At 70.2% G+C, this 16,445-nt stretch carries 13 protein-coding genes; 7 read left to right on the top strand and 6 right to left on the bottom strand.

The window, feature by feature from the left end; all coding sequences use genetic code 11:
• Nucleotides 1-18 precede the first annotated feature (18 nt).
• Entirely contained in the window at nt 19-804 is a 786-nt protein-coding gene (locus tag OG504_RS06010) for an alpha/beta fold hydrolase (RefSeq protein WP_405988770.1), read from the top strand.
• 9 nt (nt 805-813) lie between these two features.
• Here the strand turns inward: OG504_RS06010 and OG504_RS06005 are convergent, their stop codons facing one another.
• The 3 genes from OG504_RS06005 to OG504_RS05995 all read right to left on the bottom strand — a co-directional run bounded on the left by OG504_RS06005 (nt 814) and on the right by OG504_RS05995 (nt 5,160).
• Entirely contained in the window at nt 814-1,470 is a 657-nt protein-coding gene (locus tag OG504_RS06005) for a response regulator (RefSeq protein WP_405988769.1), read from the bottom strand.
• Nucleotides 1,467-2,783: a sensor histidine kinase gene (locus tag OG504_RS06000; RefSeq protein WP_405988768.1), complete on the bottom strand. Its 1,317-nt coding sequence runs from the start codon at nt 2,781-2,783 to the stop codon at nt 1,467-1,469. The genes OG504_RS06005 and OG504_RS06000 overlap by 4 nt, the downstream gene beginning before the upstream one ends.
• Nucleotides 2,784-2,922: 139 nt before the next feature.
• The gene (locus OG504_RS05995) at nt 2,923-5,160 is read right to left on the bottom strand and encodes an MMPL family transporter (protein ID WP_405988767.1); all 2,238 of its coding nucleotides are present in this window, start codon (nt 5,158-5,160) and stop codon (nt 2,923-2,925) included.
• Between the two features lie 272 nt (nt 5,161-5,432).
• Between OG504_RS05995 and OG504_RS05990 the strand changes: the two genes are divergently transcribed.
• On the top strand, nt 5,433-6,941 hold the full coding sequence (locus OG504_RS05990) for a protein kinase domain-containing protein (protein WP_405988766.1): 1,509 nt from the start codon (nt 5,433-5,435) through the stop codon (nt 6,939-6,941).
• A 9-nt stretch (nt 6,942-6,950) separates the two neighbouring features.
• Here OG504_RS05990 and OG504_RS05985 read toward each other — a convergent pair whose 3' ends face one another.
• A complete protein-coding gene (locus OG504_RS05985) occupies nt 6,951-7,844 on the bottom strand; it encodes an MBL fold metallo-hydrolase (protein WP_405988765.1) in 894 nt (297 codons plus the stop codon).
• A 115-nt stretch (nt 7,845-7,959) separates the two neighbouring features.
• On the opposite strand from OG504_RS05985, the gene OG504_RS05980 reads away from it, so the two are divergent.
• The 3 genes from OG504_RS05980 to OG504_RS05970 all read left to right on the top strand — a co-directional run bounded on the left by OG504_RS05980 (nt 7,960) and on the right by OG504_RS05970 (nt 12,406).
• Complete coding sequence (locus OG504_RS05980; protein WP_405988764.1) at nt 7,960-8,844, top strand: LysR substrate-binding domain-containing protein; 885 nt, start codon at nt 7,960-7,962, stop codon at nt 8,842-8,844.
• 109 nt (nt 8,845-8,953) lie between these two features.
• The gene (locus tag OG504_RS05975; RefSeq protein WP_405988763.1) at nt 8,954-10,048 is read left to right on the top strand and encodes a substrate-binding domain-containing protein; all 1,095 of its coding nucleotides are present in this window, start codon (nt 8,954-8,956) and stop codon (nt 10,046-10,048) included.
• Between the two features lie 216 nt (nt 10,049-10,264).
• Nucleotides 10,265-12,406, top strand: coding sequence for an RICIN domain-containing protein (locus tag OG504_RS05970; RefSeq protein WP_405988762.1), 2,142 nt, complete (start codon nt 10,265-10,267; stop codon nt 12,404-12,406).
• 66 nt (nt 12,407-12,472) lie between these two features.
• Here the strand turns inward: OG504_RS05970 and OG504_RS05965 are convergent, their stop codons facing one another.
• Nucleotides 12,473-12,865 (bottom strand): fibronectin type III-like domain-contianing protein, encoded by a 393-nt coding sequence (locus OG504_RS05965; RefSeq protein WP_405988761.1) that lies wholly within the window; start codon nt 12,863-12,865, stop codon nt 12,473-12,475.
• The gene (locus OG504_RS05960) at nt 12,829-13,173 is read right to left on the bottom strand and encodes a hypothetical protein (protein ID WP_405988760.1); all 345 of its coding nucleotides are present in this window, start codon (nt 13,171-13,173) and stop codon (nt 12,829-12,831) included. Before OG504_RS05960 ends, OG504_RS05965 begins: the two co-directional genes overlap by 37 nt.
• A 219-nt stretch (nt 13,174-13,392) precedes the next feature.
• Between OG504_RS05960 and OG504_RS05955 the strand changes: the two genes are divergently transcribed.
• Together OG504_RS05955 and OG504_RS05950 are read left to right on the top strand one after the other, a co-directional pair.
• On the top strand, nt 13,393-14,586 hold the full coding sequence (locus OG504_RS05955) for a PP2C family protein-serine/threonine phosphatase (protein ID WP_405988759.1): 1,194 nt from the start codon (nt 13,393-13,395) through the stop codon (nt 14,584-14,586).
• 384 nt (nt 14,587-14,970) lie between these two features.
• Nucleotides 14,971-16,398, top strand: coding sequence for an alkaline phosphatase family protein (locus OG504_RS05950; protein WP_405988758.1), 1,428 nt, complete (start codon nt 14,971-14,973; stop codon nt 16,396-16,398).
• The last annotated feature ends 47 nt before the right edge of the window (nt 16,399-16,445 follow it).

The following is a 16,445-nucleotide window of genomic DNA, read 5'->3' as shown; positions in this document are numbered from 1 at the left end:
GCACCACAGGAGTCACCCATGCCGAAGCTCGAAGTCAACGGCGCAGTACTCGTGTACGACGACGAGGGCCCCCGCGACGGAGACGGCGGCGTGCCGCTCGTGTTCATCCACGGGTGGACGGCCGACCGGCACCGCTGGGACGACCAGTTCGCGCACTTCGCGGTCGGGCGGCGAGTGATACGGCTCGACTTGCGCGGGCATGGGGAGAGCACCGGTGCCGGAGCACGGACGGTCGGCGAACTCGCCGCCGATGTCGTCGCGTTGCTCGATCATCTGGAGGTCGACCGGTTCGTGCCGGTCGGGCACTCCATGGGCGGGATGATCGCCCAGACCCTCGTCCTGGATCACCCCGAGCGGGTCGAGCGGATGGTGCTGGTCGACTCGATCAGCCGCATGACCTACAGCTGGGCGCGCGGACTGCTGCTGGCGGTGTCCACACTGCTGCCGTTCAAGCTGTTCGTCGCCGTCAACATCCAGCGCGCCTTCGCCCCCGGCTACCCCAAGGAGAAGATCCGCGAGTACATCGACGCCTCCGCCGCCACACCCCGCGAGGTCGTCATGACCTGCTACGGCGCCATGCGGGCCTTCGACGTGCTGGACCGCGTCGGCGAGATCAGCGCGCCCACGCTCATCGTCCACGGGTACCACGACATCCAGTTGCCGCTCTCCCAGATGCTGCGGATGGCCAACGCCTACCCGGACGCGGTCGTGCGGATCGTCGACGCCGGCCACGAACTGCCCGTGGAGAAGCCGACCCGACTCACCGCGCTGATCGGGCAGTTCGTGACCGTGCCGACAGCCTGACGGAAGACCTCAGGCCGGCCGCACCAGCCCCGCGTCGTACGCGAAGATCACCGCCTGGACGCGGTCCCGGGCGCCGACCTTGGCGAGGATGCGGCTGACGTGGGACTTGACGGTGGACTCGGCCAGGCACAGGCGCTCGGCGATCTCGGTGTTGCTCCAGCCGGCCGCCATCACGGTGAGGACCTCGCGCTCCCGGTCGGTGAGGGCGTCCAGGCGGCGGTCCTGTTCGGCGGTGCGGCCGGGCATGCGGTCGGCGAAGGCGTCGATGAGTTTGCGGGTCAGGCCGGGGGAGATGACGGCGTCCCCGGCGGCCACCGCGCGGATGCCGGCGACGAGTTCCTCGGGCAGCGCGTCCTTGAGGAGGAAGCCGCTGGCCCCGGCGCGGAGTGCTGCGTACGCGTACTCGTCGAGGTCGAAGGTGGTCAGCACCAGGACGCGGGAGCGGCCGCCCGACTGCACGATCCGGCGGGTGGCCTCGATGCCGTCCATGCCGGGCATGCGGACGTCCATCAGGACGACGTCGGGGCGGAGTTCGGCCGTCAGCCGGACCGCCTCGACGCCGTGGGTGGCCTCGCCGACGGTGCTCAGGTCGGGGTACTGCTCGATGAGCATGCTGAAGCCGAGGCGTTGCAGGGCCTGGTCGTCGACGATGAGGACGGTGGTCATGCCGAGTGCTTCTCCGTGAGGTCGGGGGCGGTGGGGATGGGGACCAGGAGGGCGCGGACGGTCCAGCCACCACGGGAGTTGGGGCCCGCGACGACCTGTCCGCCGTAGAGCGCGGCCCGTTCGCGCATGCCGACCAGGCCCTTGCCCTGTTCGTCGGTGGCGGACGCTTTGTGCGGGCCGGTGTCCTCGACGGTGACGATCACCGCGTCCGGGGCGGCCGTCACCGTGACCTCGACCGTCGTGTTCGGTGCCGTGTGCTTGAGCGTGTTGGTGAGAGCTTCCTGCACGATGCGGTAGACGGCGAGCTGAAGTCCCTGGGCGAGACCGGTGAGTTCGCCCTTGAGGTGGAGGGTGGCGGCGGGGCCCGCGGCCCTCACCCGTTCCATGAGGGCGCCCAGATCGGCCAGTCCGGGCTGGGGCGCGAGCGGGGTGTCGGCGGGCTCGTCGTCATGGATGACGGCGAGCAGCCTGCGCAGTTCGGCCAGGGCACCGCGCCCGCTCTCGGCGATGATCCGCAGGGTGTCCGCGCCCCGCTTCGGCTTGGTCTCGGCGAGCCCGGCGGCGCCGCCCGCGAGACCGACGATCACGGCGAGGGTGTGGCCGAGGATGTCGTGCATCTCCCGTGCCACGCGGGCGCGTTCGGTCGCCGCGGCCAACTGGGCGCGCTGGTCGCGCTCCTTCTCCAGCCGTACGGCGTGCTCCTGGAGGGCCTCGATGTAGGCGTTCACCAGTTTTCCGGCCAGCCCCAGCGCGGCCATCGACAGCACGGCGACCACGGCGAGGAATGCCAGTACCGAGGTGCTGGCATCGTCGTTCGCCAGCCTGGAGCCGCCGTTGAAGAAGATGAACGACACGGCGGTCTGCCCGAGGGTGTAGGCGACGCCGACGGCCAGCTGGCCGGGGGCCCCGAAGCGTCCCAGGTTGAGCAGTGCGACCAGCTGGGTGGCGCTCGAACCCGAGTCCACCCCCAGGGACAAGGACACCTCGGAGATGACCACCAGGAAGGCGAAGACCAGCACAGGCCGCTGCCGCCGCCACAGCAACGGCACGGTGTACCCCGCCGTGATCGCCAGCATCAGCACGAAGGCGGCGACGGAATCGTGGCCCGCGCGGACCAGGGCCGGAATACCGGCGAGGGCATAGCAGGCGGGCACCCCCCACCGCCTGACCCGCGGATGCGCCAGGTCGACCGCTCGCACCCGCCCCAGCCACGTGAGCAGCCGGACGACCGACCGGTACTCGGAGTCGCCCAGCCGGGTCCGTCCGATCAGGCTCTCAGGATGGACGGACCGGTCCTTGGGCGGTGCGGTCACGGAAGACACCCTCCATGGTGCAGGCGGGCCGCCCGCGGGTCCCGGGGGGAAGGGGACCGACGGGCGGGGACGGTGTGATCGACAGGGGCGGGGCCGTACGACCGGTCGGCGTCCTGGTGTGGATCGTACGGCCGCTCCCTCAGCTCTTGCCGGTGGCGCCGGACGACACGGCCGTCTGGTCCGCGCCGGCGGAGTGCTCCTCCGGGGTGTCGGCCAGCAGGTGGCGCAGCCGTTCGCCCTCGACGTCCACGTTGGGCAGCTTCCGGTCGAGCCAGCCGGGCAGCGCCCACGCGCGGCGGCCGAGCAGGGTCATGATCGCGGGCACGAGCGTCATCCGGACCACGAAGGCGTCGAAGAGGACGGCGGCGGCGAGGCCCAGGCCGATCGACTTGATCAGCGCCACGTCGTCCAGCAGGAACCCGGCGAACACGGAGATCATGATGACCGCGGCGGCCGTGACCACCCGGGCGCTGTGCCGGAAGCCCGCGATCACGGCCTCCGTGGGCTCGGCCCCGTGGACGTACTCCTCACGCATCCGGGTCACCAGGAACACCTCGTAGTCCATGGCGAGCCCGAACACCACGCCGATCATGAAGATCGGCAGGACGCTCACGATCGGCGAGGTCTGGTTGACGCCGAACAGGTCCGCCAGCCAGCCCCACTGGAACACCGCGACCACCACACCGAGCGTGGCGAGCACGCTGAGCAGGAAGCCGAGGGCCGCCTTGAGCGGGACCAGGATCGAGCGGAAGACGAGGAGCAGCAGGATCAGGGCCAGGCCGACGACCACACCCAGGTACGGGATCAGGGCGCCGCTGAGCTTGTTGGACGCGTCGATGTTCAGCGCGGTGGTGCCGGTGACCATCAGTTCGGCGCCGGTGTCGTCCTTCAGGGCGGTGCCCCGGTCGCGGATCTGGGAGACCAGGTCGACGGTGTCCGCACTGGTGGGCGAGCTCTTAGGCACGACGGAGATCAGCGCCACCTTGCCGCTCTGGTTGAACACCGCGGGGCGTACGGCGGCGACGTCGGACAGCTTGCCGAGCTGGGCCGCCGCGTCCTGCGCGGCGGTCTTGGCGGCGCTGCCGCTCTGGCCGTCGATGACCACGGTCAGCGGGCCGTTGTAGCCGTCGCCGAAGCCCTTGGTGATCGTGTCGTAGGCGATGCGCTCGCTGGTGCCCGGCGCGGATGTGCTGTCGTCGGGCAGGGCAAGGCGCATCGACAGGGCGGGAATGGCGAGGACGCCGAGTCCGACGACGGAGACGACCAGCATCTTCAGCGGGTTGCGGGTCACGAACCGGGCCCAGCGCACGCCCGCCGCCTCACCCTTGCCGCCCTCCTGGAGAGCGCGCATCCGGCGGCTGGTGAACCGGTTGCCCATGATCCGCATCCCGGCGAAGCCCAGCACCGCGGGCAGCAGGGTCAGCGCGATCAGTACGGCGACGACGACCGCGAATGCGGCGCCCAGGCCCATGGTGGTCAGCATGCTGATGCCGATGATGCTGAGGCCGGCCAGGGCGATGACGACCGTGAGACCGGCGAACACCACCGCGGAACCGGCGGTGCCCAGGGCGCGGCCCGCGGCCTCCTCCGGTTCGTGGCCGTCGCGGATCTCGCTGCGGTACCGGGAGACGATGAACAGGGCGTAGTCGATGGCCACCGCCAGGCCCAGCATCAGCGCCAGCGTCGTGGCGGCCGAGCTGAGGTTGAAGATCGAGCTGGCGACCGTGATGGCGGCGACCGCCGTCCCGACCCCGAAGATCGCCGTCAGCAGCGGCAGCCCGGCCGCGAGCAGCGACCCGAAGGTGATGACGAGCGCCACCGCCGCGATCAGCAGACCGATCAGCTCGGTGCTGCTGCTGCCCGCCTTCTCCTGTACGGCGTTGCCGCCCATGCTGACCGCGAGGCCGGCCTTCTCACCCCGGTCGGCCACGGAGTGCAGCGCGTCGCGCGCGGCGTCGGTGACGTCGGGCTGGCCGACCTTGTAGGTGACCTGGGCGTAGGTGATGGTGCCGGACTTGCTGATCAGGCCGCTCTGGTACGGGTCGGAGACGTTCGCGACCTGGGGCGCCTTCTTGAGGTCGGCGATCAGCGACTGGACCTCGGTCCTGTCGGCGCCGGATGCCAGTGTGTGCCCCTTGGGCGCTTCGAACACCACGCGGGCGGTGGCGCCGGAGGCCGATGCCTGCGGGAACTCCTTCTCCAGCAGGTCGATCGCCTTCTGCGACTGTGTGCCGGGGAGGCTGAAACTGTCGGATGTGCTCGTCGAGACGTTCATGGCACCGATGCCGACGACCGCCAGGACGGCGATCCACAGCATCAGGACGAGCCGTCGCCGCCTGAACGAGAACCGGCCCAGCCGGTAGAGGAAGGTGGCCATGGGGTACTCCCACCAGGTTCGATAGAAAGAGGAGGGCCTGCGCGACCCACGCCTTCACGCTAAGAGCGGCTTTCCTCGTATCCGCAGCACCGGGGAAGTGAAAGCGGCCGGGGTGACTAGTACCGGGGTACTAGACCCTCTCCACCCTCCAGTCGAGGTGGGCGACCCTCACGGTGACGGTGGGCACCGTGATCCGCCCCACATGATCCGGGACAAGAGCCGGTTATGGTGACCAGGCGAATCGAACGTGGACAGAACCGGCGGAGGACACCGTGTCGGACGAAGGGCGTCGCATCGCCGGGCGCTACCGGCTGACCGAGCAGATCGGCCGCGGCGGCATGGGCACCGTCTGGCGGGCCGACGACGAGGTGCTCGGCCGCCAGGTCGCGATCAAGCGGCTCCACGTAAGGCCGGAACTCTCCGCGGACGAACTCGCCACCCTCTTCGAGCGCACCCGCCGCGAGGCCCGCAGCGCCGCCCGCATCGCCCACCCGAACGTGATCGTCGTCCATGACGTCGTGGACGACGAGGGCCGCCCCTGCATCGTCATGGAGTACGTCCCGGGCCCCACGCTCGCCGAACTCCTCAAGGACGGCCGGACCCTCCCGTACCAGGAGGCGGCCCGCATCGGCATCGACATGGTCGCCGCCCTGCGCGCCGCCCACGCCGCCGGTGTGCTGCACCGCGACGTCAAGCCCGGCAACGTCCTCCTCGGCACCGGCGACCGGCTCGTCCTCACCGACTTCGGCATCGCCATGACGGACGGGACGTCGACGCTGACCAAGACCGGCGAGATGGTCGGCTCCATCCACTACATGGCACCGGAACGGATCCGCGGGCTCACCCCCGGAACCGCCTCCGACCTGTGGGCCCTGGGCGCCACGCTCTACCAGGCCGTCGAGGGACGCCCGCCGTTCCGCCGGGTCACCGCGATGGAGACCGCGTACGCCATCGCCACGGACCCGATGGAACCCATGAAGCAGGCCGGACCGCTGGAGCCGCTCATCGAGGCTCTGCTCATCAAGGAGCCCGACGAGCGGCCGACGGCGGAGCAGGCGGAACGGGCGCTGCAGACCGCGTGGTGGGGCGATTCGACGGCCCAACTGGCCCCGGCCACCGCCGACTTGCCCGTCGTGGCACCTGAGCCGAAACCTGCGGGAGATTCCGGCCGTGGGCGGCGCCGGAGCCGCAAGGGGCTCGTGATCGGGGCGACCTGCATTGCCGTGGCCACCGCTGTCGCGGCCACGGCGTTCGTGCTGCACACGACCTCCAAGTCCGCTCCCGGGCAAGCGACTTCGCGGCCCACGACGACGGACTCAGCCTCCGCCTCGCCCGTGCCGGAGGGCTATCACCTCGTCCGGGACCGTCAACTCGGCGTCTCCTTCCCGGTTCCGGACGGCTGGAAGGCCGGCAAGCGGACGGCGGAGGGCGTCACCTACACCGACGAGACGGGCCTGACCGGGCTCACCATCGGGATCGTGGACCCGGCGGGCCCCAACCCGAGCACGCACTTCGCGGACATCGAGGCCAACACCAAGGTCAACTACCCCTCGTACCGCAGGCTCCGTATGCAGCAGACCACCTTCCAGCAACAGCCCGCCGCCATCTGGGAGTTCACCTTCCAGGGCCGGGTCCGGGTGTTCCGCGCCATCGACCTCGGCTTCGGCCGGGAGGGCGGCCGCGAGTACGACATCTACCTCTCGGCCCCGGACGCGAAGTGGGACACCTACCGTCCCGTGTTCGACACGGCCAGGGACGGCTTCGTGACCAGCGCGTCGTAACTCGCCTGCTCACGCCGGGTGTTCGGCGCACAGGCAGCCGACCCCCTTCTCGATCCAGTCCCGCTCGGCCCACTCCGGATGCCGCTCGATCATGAGCGCCCGGACCTCCTCGACGATCGTCTCCTCGCTCATCGCCGAGTCACGCCGCACCCACGTCTCGTCCCGCAGCAGCCGCAGATAGTCACGGACGTCCGCGAGCAACTCCGGCCCGCCGACGGCCCCATGGCCCGGTACGACGACCCGCGCCCCCTCACCCGCCAGCCGCTCCATCACCGCGAGCCAGCGCGTGCCGGACACGTCGGTGTCGTACGGCGGGAACCACGGGAAGATGGCGAACTGCCCCGCCTCCACCAGGTCCCCGGTGAACAGCACGCCCGCGTCCGGCACCCGCACCACCTGGTCGCCCTTGCTGTGCGCCCGGCCGGTGGCCCGCAACTGCACGACCCGGCCGCCCAGTTCGAGGTCGTACGCCTCGTCGTAGACGAGGTCGGGCTCCGGCAGGACGACACCCTCGAGCTGCCGGGCGACCGGCTCGCCGAGACCCCGGAACATGTCGAGATAGCCCGCGCCCTTCACCTTCAGGTCCTCGGCCTGCGCGCGGTTCACCAGGAACGTCGCCTCGCCCGTGAACGCCTGCGCCCCGAAGGCGTGTTCAGGGTGGAAGTGGGTCGTCGTGAGGTACAACCTGCGGCCCCTGGCGTACTCGGTCGCGAACTCCAGCACCTTCTCGGCGTTCCGTGGCCCCAGACCCGTCTCCACGACGAGCACCGCGTCCCGGCCGCCGATGACACCGATGTTGGGCACCAACTGCACCCGCCCGTCGGGTACGACCACCAAGTCGCGGTCCAGTTCCCGGACTTCGGCGATGTGCACGACGGGGTCGTGCGACACACGGTCGGCCATGGTGACTCCTCAGCAGTACGACGGTCTCGTTCGCCCACCACTCCACCGCCGGACCCCCAAGGGTGTCCAAGACCGATCCTGAACGGCCGATACCGCGTCGGTATCATCGCCGGTCATGGAGCTACGCACGCTGCGCTACTTCGTGGCGGTCGCCGAGGAACTCCACTTCGGCCGGGCCGCCACGCGCCTTCGGATGACCCAGCCGCCGCTGAGCCGGGCGATCAAACAGCTGGAGGCCGACCTCGGCTGTGTCCTGCTGCTCCGCTCGCCGACGGGGGTGGCGCTGACCCCGGCCGGTGTCCTGCTCCACGAGGAGGCCTGCGCGCTGCTGGCGCGGGCCGACCGGATGCGGGAGCGCGTCACCGAGCTGGCCGGACCGGTCACCCTGACCGTGGGCACCCTCGCCGACAGCGCAGAGCAGTTCGGTACCAGACTCGCCGCGGCCTATCGCGAGCACCACCCCGCCGCCCGCATCCTCATCCGTGAGTCGGACCTGACCGATCCGACCGCGGGACTACGGGCCGGGCTCGTCGACGTGGCGCTGACCAGGACACCCTTCGACGACACCGGCATCACCACCCGGACCCTGCGCTCGGAGCGGGTCGGCGTGGTCCTCCGCACGGACGACCCCCTGGCCCACCGCGACGGCCTGCGCCTGGCAGACCTCGCCGAGCGCCGCTGGTTCCGCTTCCCGGACGGCACGGACCCGGTGTGGCACGCCTACTGGACGGGCGCGGCGGGCGACGGCCGGCGCCGTGACGGGCCCGTCGTACGGACGGCTCGGGAGTGCCTGCAGTCCGTGCTGTGGAACGGCACCGTGGGGCTCATGCCGCTCGGGCACGGCCTGCCGCAGGGGCTGACGGTGGTGCCGTTGACCGACATGCCGCCGACCAGTCTCGTCATCGCCTGGCGCGCCGACGACACCACTCCACTGACCCGGTCCTTCGTGCGGATCGCCGAGACCGTGCATCGCACCGCTGATCCGGCTCGCGTGGAATGAGGGCCGCATGTTCCCCGCAGGTCGAACCGTGTGAGAGGGGCGTGCACCGGTCTTGCCTCCGCGCCCCGCGTCCCGTTACGTTGCGGCAAAGTTACTGGCCAGGTACGCGATGCGGTCCGGCGCATCGGTGTTCGGCGAGCGGAACGGACATCGGGTGACAGGTCGCGGCAAGGGCCAACTGGAGGCGCAGTACGGCCTCTTGACGAGCATCGCCACGGAGGCGGGTGTCTCGCTCAGCACGGTGTCCAAGGTGGTGCACCGGCGCCGGGACGTCGGCGCGCGGACACGTGAGCGGGTCGAGGAACTCCTCGCCCGGCACGGCTTCGTACGCCCGTGGGAGCGCGATCCCGCGACACCCCGGCAGATCATCGCGGTGTTCCGTGACCTGTCCGGGCCGTACACGCTGGAGGTGGTCCGCGGCATCGTGGACGCGGCCGGGGCGCTCGGCATCGACGTGGTCACCGGGACGACGAGCAGGCGGTCGATCTCCGGGTGGCTGGAGCAGTGCGTGGCGCTCGGCGGGGCCGGGATCGTCATCGTGATCTCGATGCTGTCCGAGGAGGACCAGCGCCGCATCGTCGAACAGCGCCTCCCGGTGGTCCTGATCGACCCGCTCAGCGCGCCCTCCGAGGACATCCCCAGCATCGGCGTGACGAACTGGAGCGGCGCCCGCGACGCCGTACAGCACCTGCTGGGGCTCGGGCACACCCGGATCGGCATGGTCGCCGGCCGATCCCACTCCCTGGCCGGGGCCGCGCGTGTGCACGGCTACCGGGCCGCGCTGGAGGAGGCCGGGATCGCCTACGATCCGGCGATCGTCCGCTCGACCGACTTCGACTACGCCGAGGCCCTGGCCACCGCCGGTCAGATCCTGCGCGCCGACGACCCGCCCACGGCCGTCTTCGCGGCCAGCGACGCACAGGCGCTCGGCGTGCTGGAGGCGGCCCGTCAGCAGGGCCTCGCCGTACCGGACGACCTGGCGGTCATGTCCTTCGACGACACCCTCGTCGCGGCCATGGCCTGCCCACCGCTGAGCGCGGTACGCCAGCCCTTCGAGGAGCTGGGGCGCGAGGCGACCCGAGTGCTCCTCGAACTCGCCCAGGGGCGGCCGCCGGTGTCCCCGCGCATCGAGCTGGCCACGGAACTCGTCCTGCGGACTTCGACGTCCGGGCGCCGTTCCGTGAAGCACGTCAATACCGCGTAACTCGCAATCCTGCGAAACACTTTCGACACGTGCCGGTGACATCGCGGTGTCGCATCCGAATACTGGCTTCCTGCTCCGCACCCCCATTCCATCCCCCTGGGACCTCCGGAAATTCCGGTGCCCCTGGAACGTGGTGCGCGCCTTCCCCCGGTGAAAGGAACGCCGTTGACCAGATCTTGGGCGCGAAAAGCTTTCGCTGCGGCGACCGCCTTCGGCATGGGCGTGGCATTCGCCATCGCCTCTACGACGAGTGCGTCGGCCTATCAGCCGAGTCCCGCGAATCTGTATACGGCGACCAACACCGCCGCGTGCAGCAAGAGTCCGTGTGTTCTCTATCCGAAGTCGGCCCAACTGGCGGACGGCCGGATCGTGGCCACCTTCGAGAACGACCAGACCGCTCCGGTGGGCCAGACACTGCCCGTGTACAAGAGCGACGACGACGGCACGACGTGGGCGAAACTGTCCGACGTCAAAGCCCCCGCGTATCTCTCCAGCGACTCCAAGTACGCGAAATACACGAGCAATTGGACCAACCCGTATCTCTACGTCCTCCCGCAGAACGTCGGCAGCCTGAGCGCCGGCACGCTGCTTCTGGCGAGCATCGTCTCGGGCGACGACTACTACTACCAGGAGCAGAAGGCCGCCAACTCCAGCTGGACGCCCACCAGTGACGGCGACCGCAAGGACGTGGCACTCGCCCTGTACTCCAGCACGGACGACGGCGCGACCTGGACCATCCAGAACATCATCGCCGCCGGCGGCTGGCAGGGCGGCAGCGCCGGCAGCGTCGGCCGGGTCTCCACGGCCAACACCTACGCGCAGGTCGACCCCGTGTGGGAACCCCATCTCCTCGCCCACAACGGCACGTTGATCGCCTACTACTCCGACGAGGACGACTACACCGGCTACAACACCACCTCCGGTGCGCCGACCCTCGACCCGGACAACGCCACGGCGACGGACTCCGGCGGCCAGGTCCTCCTGCACCGCACCTGGGACGGATCCAGCTCAACTGCCTGGAGCTCCCCGGTCGTTGACGTCCCCGGCTCCACGGTGAGCATGGGCAACGGCAAGACGGAGATCGGCGGCGGCCGCCCCGGCATGACGACCATCGCCCCGACGACCGACGGCAAGTGGCTTCTCACGTACGAGTACTGGGGCGGCGGCACCAACGTCCGCTACCGGATATCCGACGACCCGACGAAGTTCTTCTCGGCCACCGACGCCGCGATCACCTCACTGCCCGTACCCTCCGGCGGAGCCACCCTGGCCACCGGCGGCAGCCCCGTCCTGCTCCCGATGCCCGACGGCCGGATCGTCTACAACGCTGCCGGCAGCGGTGACGTCTGGGTGAACGAGTCCGGGCTGTCCACCGGCACCTGGAAGGAGTACAAGACGTCGATCGCCGCCGGGTACAGCCGGATGCTCCAGTACGTCGACGGCACCGGACGCGTGCTCGTGCTCCAGGCATCGTGGAGCGGGACCAGCGTCGGCCCCGTGAAGTACGCCGAGGTCGACCTCGGCCGCTCCGACGGCGCCTACTACAGCCTCGTCAACCGGCTCACCGGCCAGGTGCTCAGCACCGCGTCCGGCAAGACCCAGGACGCGAACCTCACCGGGAACACCCCCGACCTCGTGCTGAGCGCGGCCAACTCCACTGACGGCACCCAGCGTTGGCACCTCACCGCCAAGGGCAGCAACGTCACGCTGCTCAACAAGGCCGGTGGCCGCTCGGTCGCCATCTGGACCGGCACCGCGACGGCCGGGCAGAAGCTGGCGCAGTGGGTCGACGACGGGGCCACCGACAAACAGTGGACCCAGGTCGCGTCGTCGACCAGCGGCTACTACAAGCTCCGCTCGGTCCTCAACACCGATCTCTACATGACCGGTTCGACGGCGGGCGGCTCCGTCACCGTCGCGGCGGCGACCACCGACGGCTCCCAGGACTGGCAACTGGTCCAGGACCCGCTCCCCACCGCCTCCACCTTCACCCTGAAGGGTACGTACTCCAGCCGCTGCCTCGACGTCCCGAACGGCGCGACGGGCGTCCAGGTCCAGATCTACGACTGCTCGGGCAACGCCAACCAGACCATCACGCAGACCGCCGCGGGCGAACTCCGTGTCAACGGCAACTGCCTGGCCGCGAACGGTGACGGAACCACCGCGGGCACCACGCTCATCCTCTGGGCCTGCAACGGAAAGTCCAGCCAGAAGTGGGCCTTCCGCGTGGACGGCACGATCGTCAACCGGGCCAACGGCCTGGTCATCGACGTGACCAACTGGGGCACGGCCAACGGCTCGAAGGTCGAGCTGTGGACCGGGCTGGGCAACGCGACCCAGCAATGGAGCCGCGCCTAGGCACACGACAGAAGCGGCGCCACCGTCGGACACGGTGGCGCCGCTTCGCGTACGTGCCACTGCTGCTTACTCCCGCTCGACGCTCACCGGCACCGTGTGCTGCCGCAGTACGGTCGCATCCCGCTCCTCACCGACGAGTTGGATGGTCTCCCGCACCGGTGTGTCCGGACTGGAGGAGCCCGCCTCCAAAAGGATCTCGCCGGGCACGACGATGCGCGTGCCGGCCGGGCCGGTGAACGCCAGCCGGTCGGTGTGGACGTGGAAGCGGACCGTCGCCTGCTCACCGGGTTCGAGGGCCACCTTGGCGAAGGCGAGCAGAGACCGCACCGGCCGGGTCACCTGGGCGACCGGGTCGATCGCGTACAGCTGCACCGTCTGGGTCCCCGCGACCGCGCCCGTGTTCCGCACCCGCGCGCCGACCGCTAACTCGCCGTCCACCGGCACGAGTTCGCGGTCCACGCCGAGCCCGTCGATCTCGAAGGTCGTGTACGACAGGCCGTGCCCGAAGAGGAACGCCGGTGTCGGATCGAGGTTGGACAGCCAGCTCTGCCGGTCGCCGAGCGGCGCGTCACGAAACCGGCGCCGTCGTGCTTGACGTTCCAGTCCCTCGCGATCCGGATCGCGTAGTCCTCGTTGAGGACCGGGTAGAAGATCGGCTGCTCGGGCAGCCGGGGCGGCCAGGCGCGCCAGCCGAGCGCCCGGACCAGGTCCAGCTCCTTGGGGCCGGTGGGGCGCCAGAGGGTGGTCGTCGGCTGCTGGGTCGTCATCGGAGTCGCTCTCTGCGCAGGGGATCAAGGGACCGGATCGGACGGTATCGGCGCTACGGGCGCTGTGGCCAGGGAGTTTCGTACCCTGCGACCAGCCCCCACCCCGACCCGATCGCACCGGACCACGGGTCGCTACCGTCCGATCGGTCGCGCGGGTGTTGGGATGGGGGGCGGCAGAAAGGGACGGTCTTGGACGGCGACGGGGTTGGCGGGGCAGAGGTGGGCTCGACGGATCGGTTCGTGCTCGCGGAGCGGGCCGTGTCCGCGATCGGGTCGACGCTCGACGAGCGCAGGACGGCGGCGGAGTGCGCGAGGTTCCTCGTCGACGGGCTGTGCGACGCCGCCGCCGTGGACCTGTTCGCGCAGGACGAGGAGCGCCCGGCACCGCACGCCATGCTGCACCCGATGGCGAAAGCGGGCCGCAGCGAACTGCTCGACAGCCTGCGGACCGCGCCGCGCGAGGACGTCATGGTCCGCGCCCTGGACGAGGGCCACCCGATCACCACGTCCTTCACCACGAACGACCACGGCGTACTGTCCGCCCTCTCCGTCCCGCTGACCGCCTGGGGCAAGGCCTACGGCGCCCTCCTCGCGGTCCGCGCCGGCCGGACCTTCGGCGACGACGAGGCCGCCGCCGTGCACTACGCCGCCCGGCTCACCGCGGCCCATCTGCACCACGCCGTCGAACACCACCGCCTGCGCACCACCGCCCTGAACCTGCAACAGGTCCTGCTCACCGAACCCAGCCGCCCCCACCCCAACGTCGAGATGGCCACCCGCTACCTGCCCGCGGGCAGCGGCACCCTCGTCGGCGGCGACTGGTTCGAGGCCGTACGACTGCACTACGGCCGCACCCTCCTCGTCATCGGCGACGTCATGGGGCACGGTCTGGACGCGGCGGTCGACATGAACGCGTACCGCTCGATGCTGCGCTACGTCGCCTCCACCGATCTGCCGCCCCACCGCATCCTGCGCCAGATGGACACCGCCATGTCCGAGGAGCACAACCGCCGCCCCGCGACCTGCCTGCTCGCCCTCCTCGACCCGGACCGCGGCACGGCCGCCTTCTCCAGCGCCGGCCATCTGTCACCCGCCGTCTTCCACCGCGACGGCGCCGGCGAACTGATCCCCGTCCCCGTCGGCCCACCCCTCGGCACGGGCCTCGCCGACTACGAGATGACCACGCTCGCCCTCACCCCCGAGGACACCCTGGTGATGTTCACCGACGGCCTGGTCGAGCGCCGCGGCGAGGACATCGACGTCTCCCTGGACCGGCTGGCCCGCCTGCGCCTCCACCCCGGCCAGGGCGTCTCCCGTCTCCTCGACGACATCGTGCTGCGCCTCCACGTCCAGGAGGCGGAGGACGACGTGGCCGCGATCGCCGCCCGACTCCGCCCGAGAAATCCGGCTTGACCGGTCGGCCCCGCTGCGGGCTACTGAGGCCCACTTCTGGGTGCTTCTCGCCGATCCACCCGATCTTTCCGTACGCGTGTCCGTCTTTCCGTACGGCTGTCCGGGCGCGAGCCGGGCGCGACGCTCGGTGAACTTCGCAATCGGGAAACGAATCGGCCACCGGAGCCCTCGCTCCCGCCGACTCATGTGATGGCCAGCCGTCCCCCAAGGTTTGGCAACACCCGAGCAACGCCCCGATGTTGCCGGTCACGGCTTGGCCAACCCCTTTCCGCACGTTGGCCGCAAATTCATCGCACGCCCCTGACACCCCATACCGAAATGGGCGGAGAGTGATCCGATGTCTGGTCCACGAGATCCCTCGAAGCTCTTCAAGAAGGGGCAATCATGGCCGAGTTGACACGTCGCAGACTCCTGGGTTCCGCCGCGGGCGCGGTGGGCGGCGCCGCGGCTCTCTCCCTCCTCCCGCCGAGCGTCCAGAAAGCCGTCGCCGCCGAGCCGCCGAAGAACGGCTCGCTGCGCGACATCGAACACGTCGTCATGCTGATGCAGGAGAACCGGTCGTTCGACCACTACTTCGGCACGCTGTCCGGCGTTCGCGGATTCGCCGATCCGCACGCACGCAAACTCGACACCGGGCGCAGCGTCTTCTACCAGCCGGACGCGGTGAACCCGAAGGGCTACCTCCTCCCGTTCCACCTCGACACCCACACCTCCAGCGCGCAGGCCATCCCGTCCACCAGCCACGCCTGGTCGGTCCAGCACCAGGCCTGGAACAACGGCAAGATGGACCAGTGGCTGCCGGCCCACCGCGCGGCCGACGGCGTCAACGGCCCCTACGTGATGGGCTATTACACGCGCGAGGACATCCCGTTCCAGTTCGCGCTCGCCGAGACCTTCACCATCTGCGACAACTACTTCTGCTCGGTGTTCGGGCCCACCTGGCCCAACCGGCTGATGTGGATGACCGGTTCGATCGACCCCGGCGGCACGCAGGGCGGCCCGATCATCAGCAACGTCGCGCCGACGCCCTACCGTTGGACGACGTACGCGGAGCGCCTCCAGAACGCCGGCGTCAGCTGGAAGGTGTACCAGGAGGAGGACGACTACGGCACCAACATGCTGGAGCAGTTCGCGTCCTTCAAGAACGCCCAGCCCGGCTCCGACCTGTACGAGCGGGGCGTACGCCCGCAGCCGCACGGCACGTTCGAGGACGACGCGCGCAACGACCGGCTGCCTACGGTGTCGTGGATCTGCCCCACGAGCTACCAGTCGGAGCATCCGGACTACCTTCCGGCCGCCGGTGCCGACTATGTCGCGTCGAAGATCGAGGCGATCGCGTCGAACCCGAAGGTGTGGCGCAAGACCGCGTTCATTCTCAACTACGACGAGAACGACGGCCTGTTCGACCACGTCGTGCCGCCGACCCCGCCCGCGGGCACGAAGGACGAGTTCATCCAGGGGCTGCCGATCGGTGGTGGCTTCCGCGTCCCCGCGATCATCATCTCGCCCTGGACCGTGGGTGGTTGGGTCGCCTCGGAGGCCTTCGACCACACCTCGGCGCTGCAGTTCCTGGAGCGCTTCACCGGCGTCGAGGAGCCGAACGTCACCGACTGGCGCCGTGACACCTTCGGCGACTTCACCTCCGCGTTCCGCTTCCGCGACGCCCGCCCGCGCACGCCCCGGCTGCCCGACGACACGGCGGAGCAGCTGGAGAAGGCGAAGGAGGAAGTGGCGACACTCCCGAAGCCCACGCTGCCGGGCGTGGACCAGAAGTTCCCGCACCAGGAGCGGGGCCGCCGCCCGCACGTCTGACCAGCCTTTCGTGGTGAGCGACCCTGACCGGTGTCATCCCCCCCCCG

The sequence above is a fragment of the Streptomyces sp. NBC_00986 genome, from assembly GCF_045162565.1.
In the GTDB taxonomy this organism is placed as follows: Bacteria; Actinomycetota; Actinomycetes; order Streptomycetales; family Streptomycetaceae; genus Streptomyces.
Note: the sequence above shows the minus strand (reverse complement) of the source record. Positions and strands in the feature narration are given on the sequence as shown.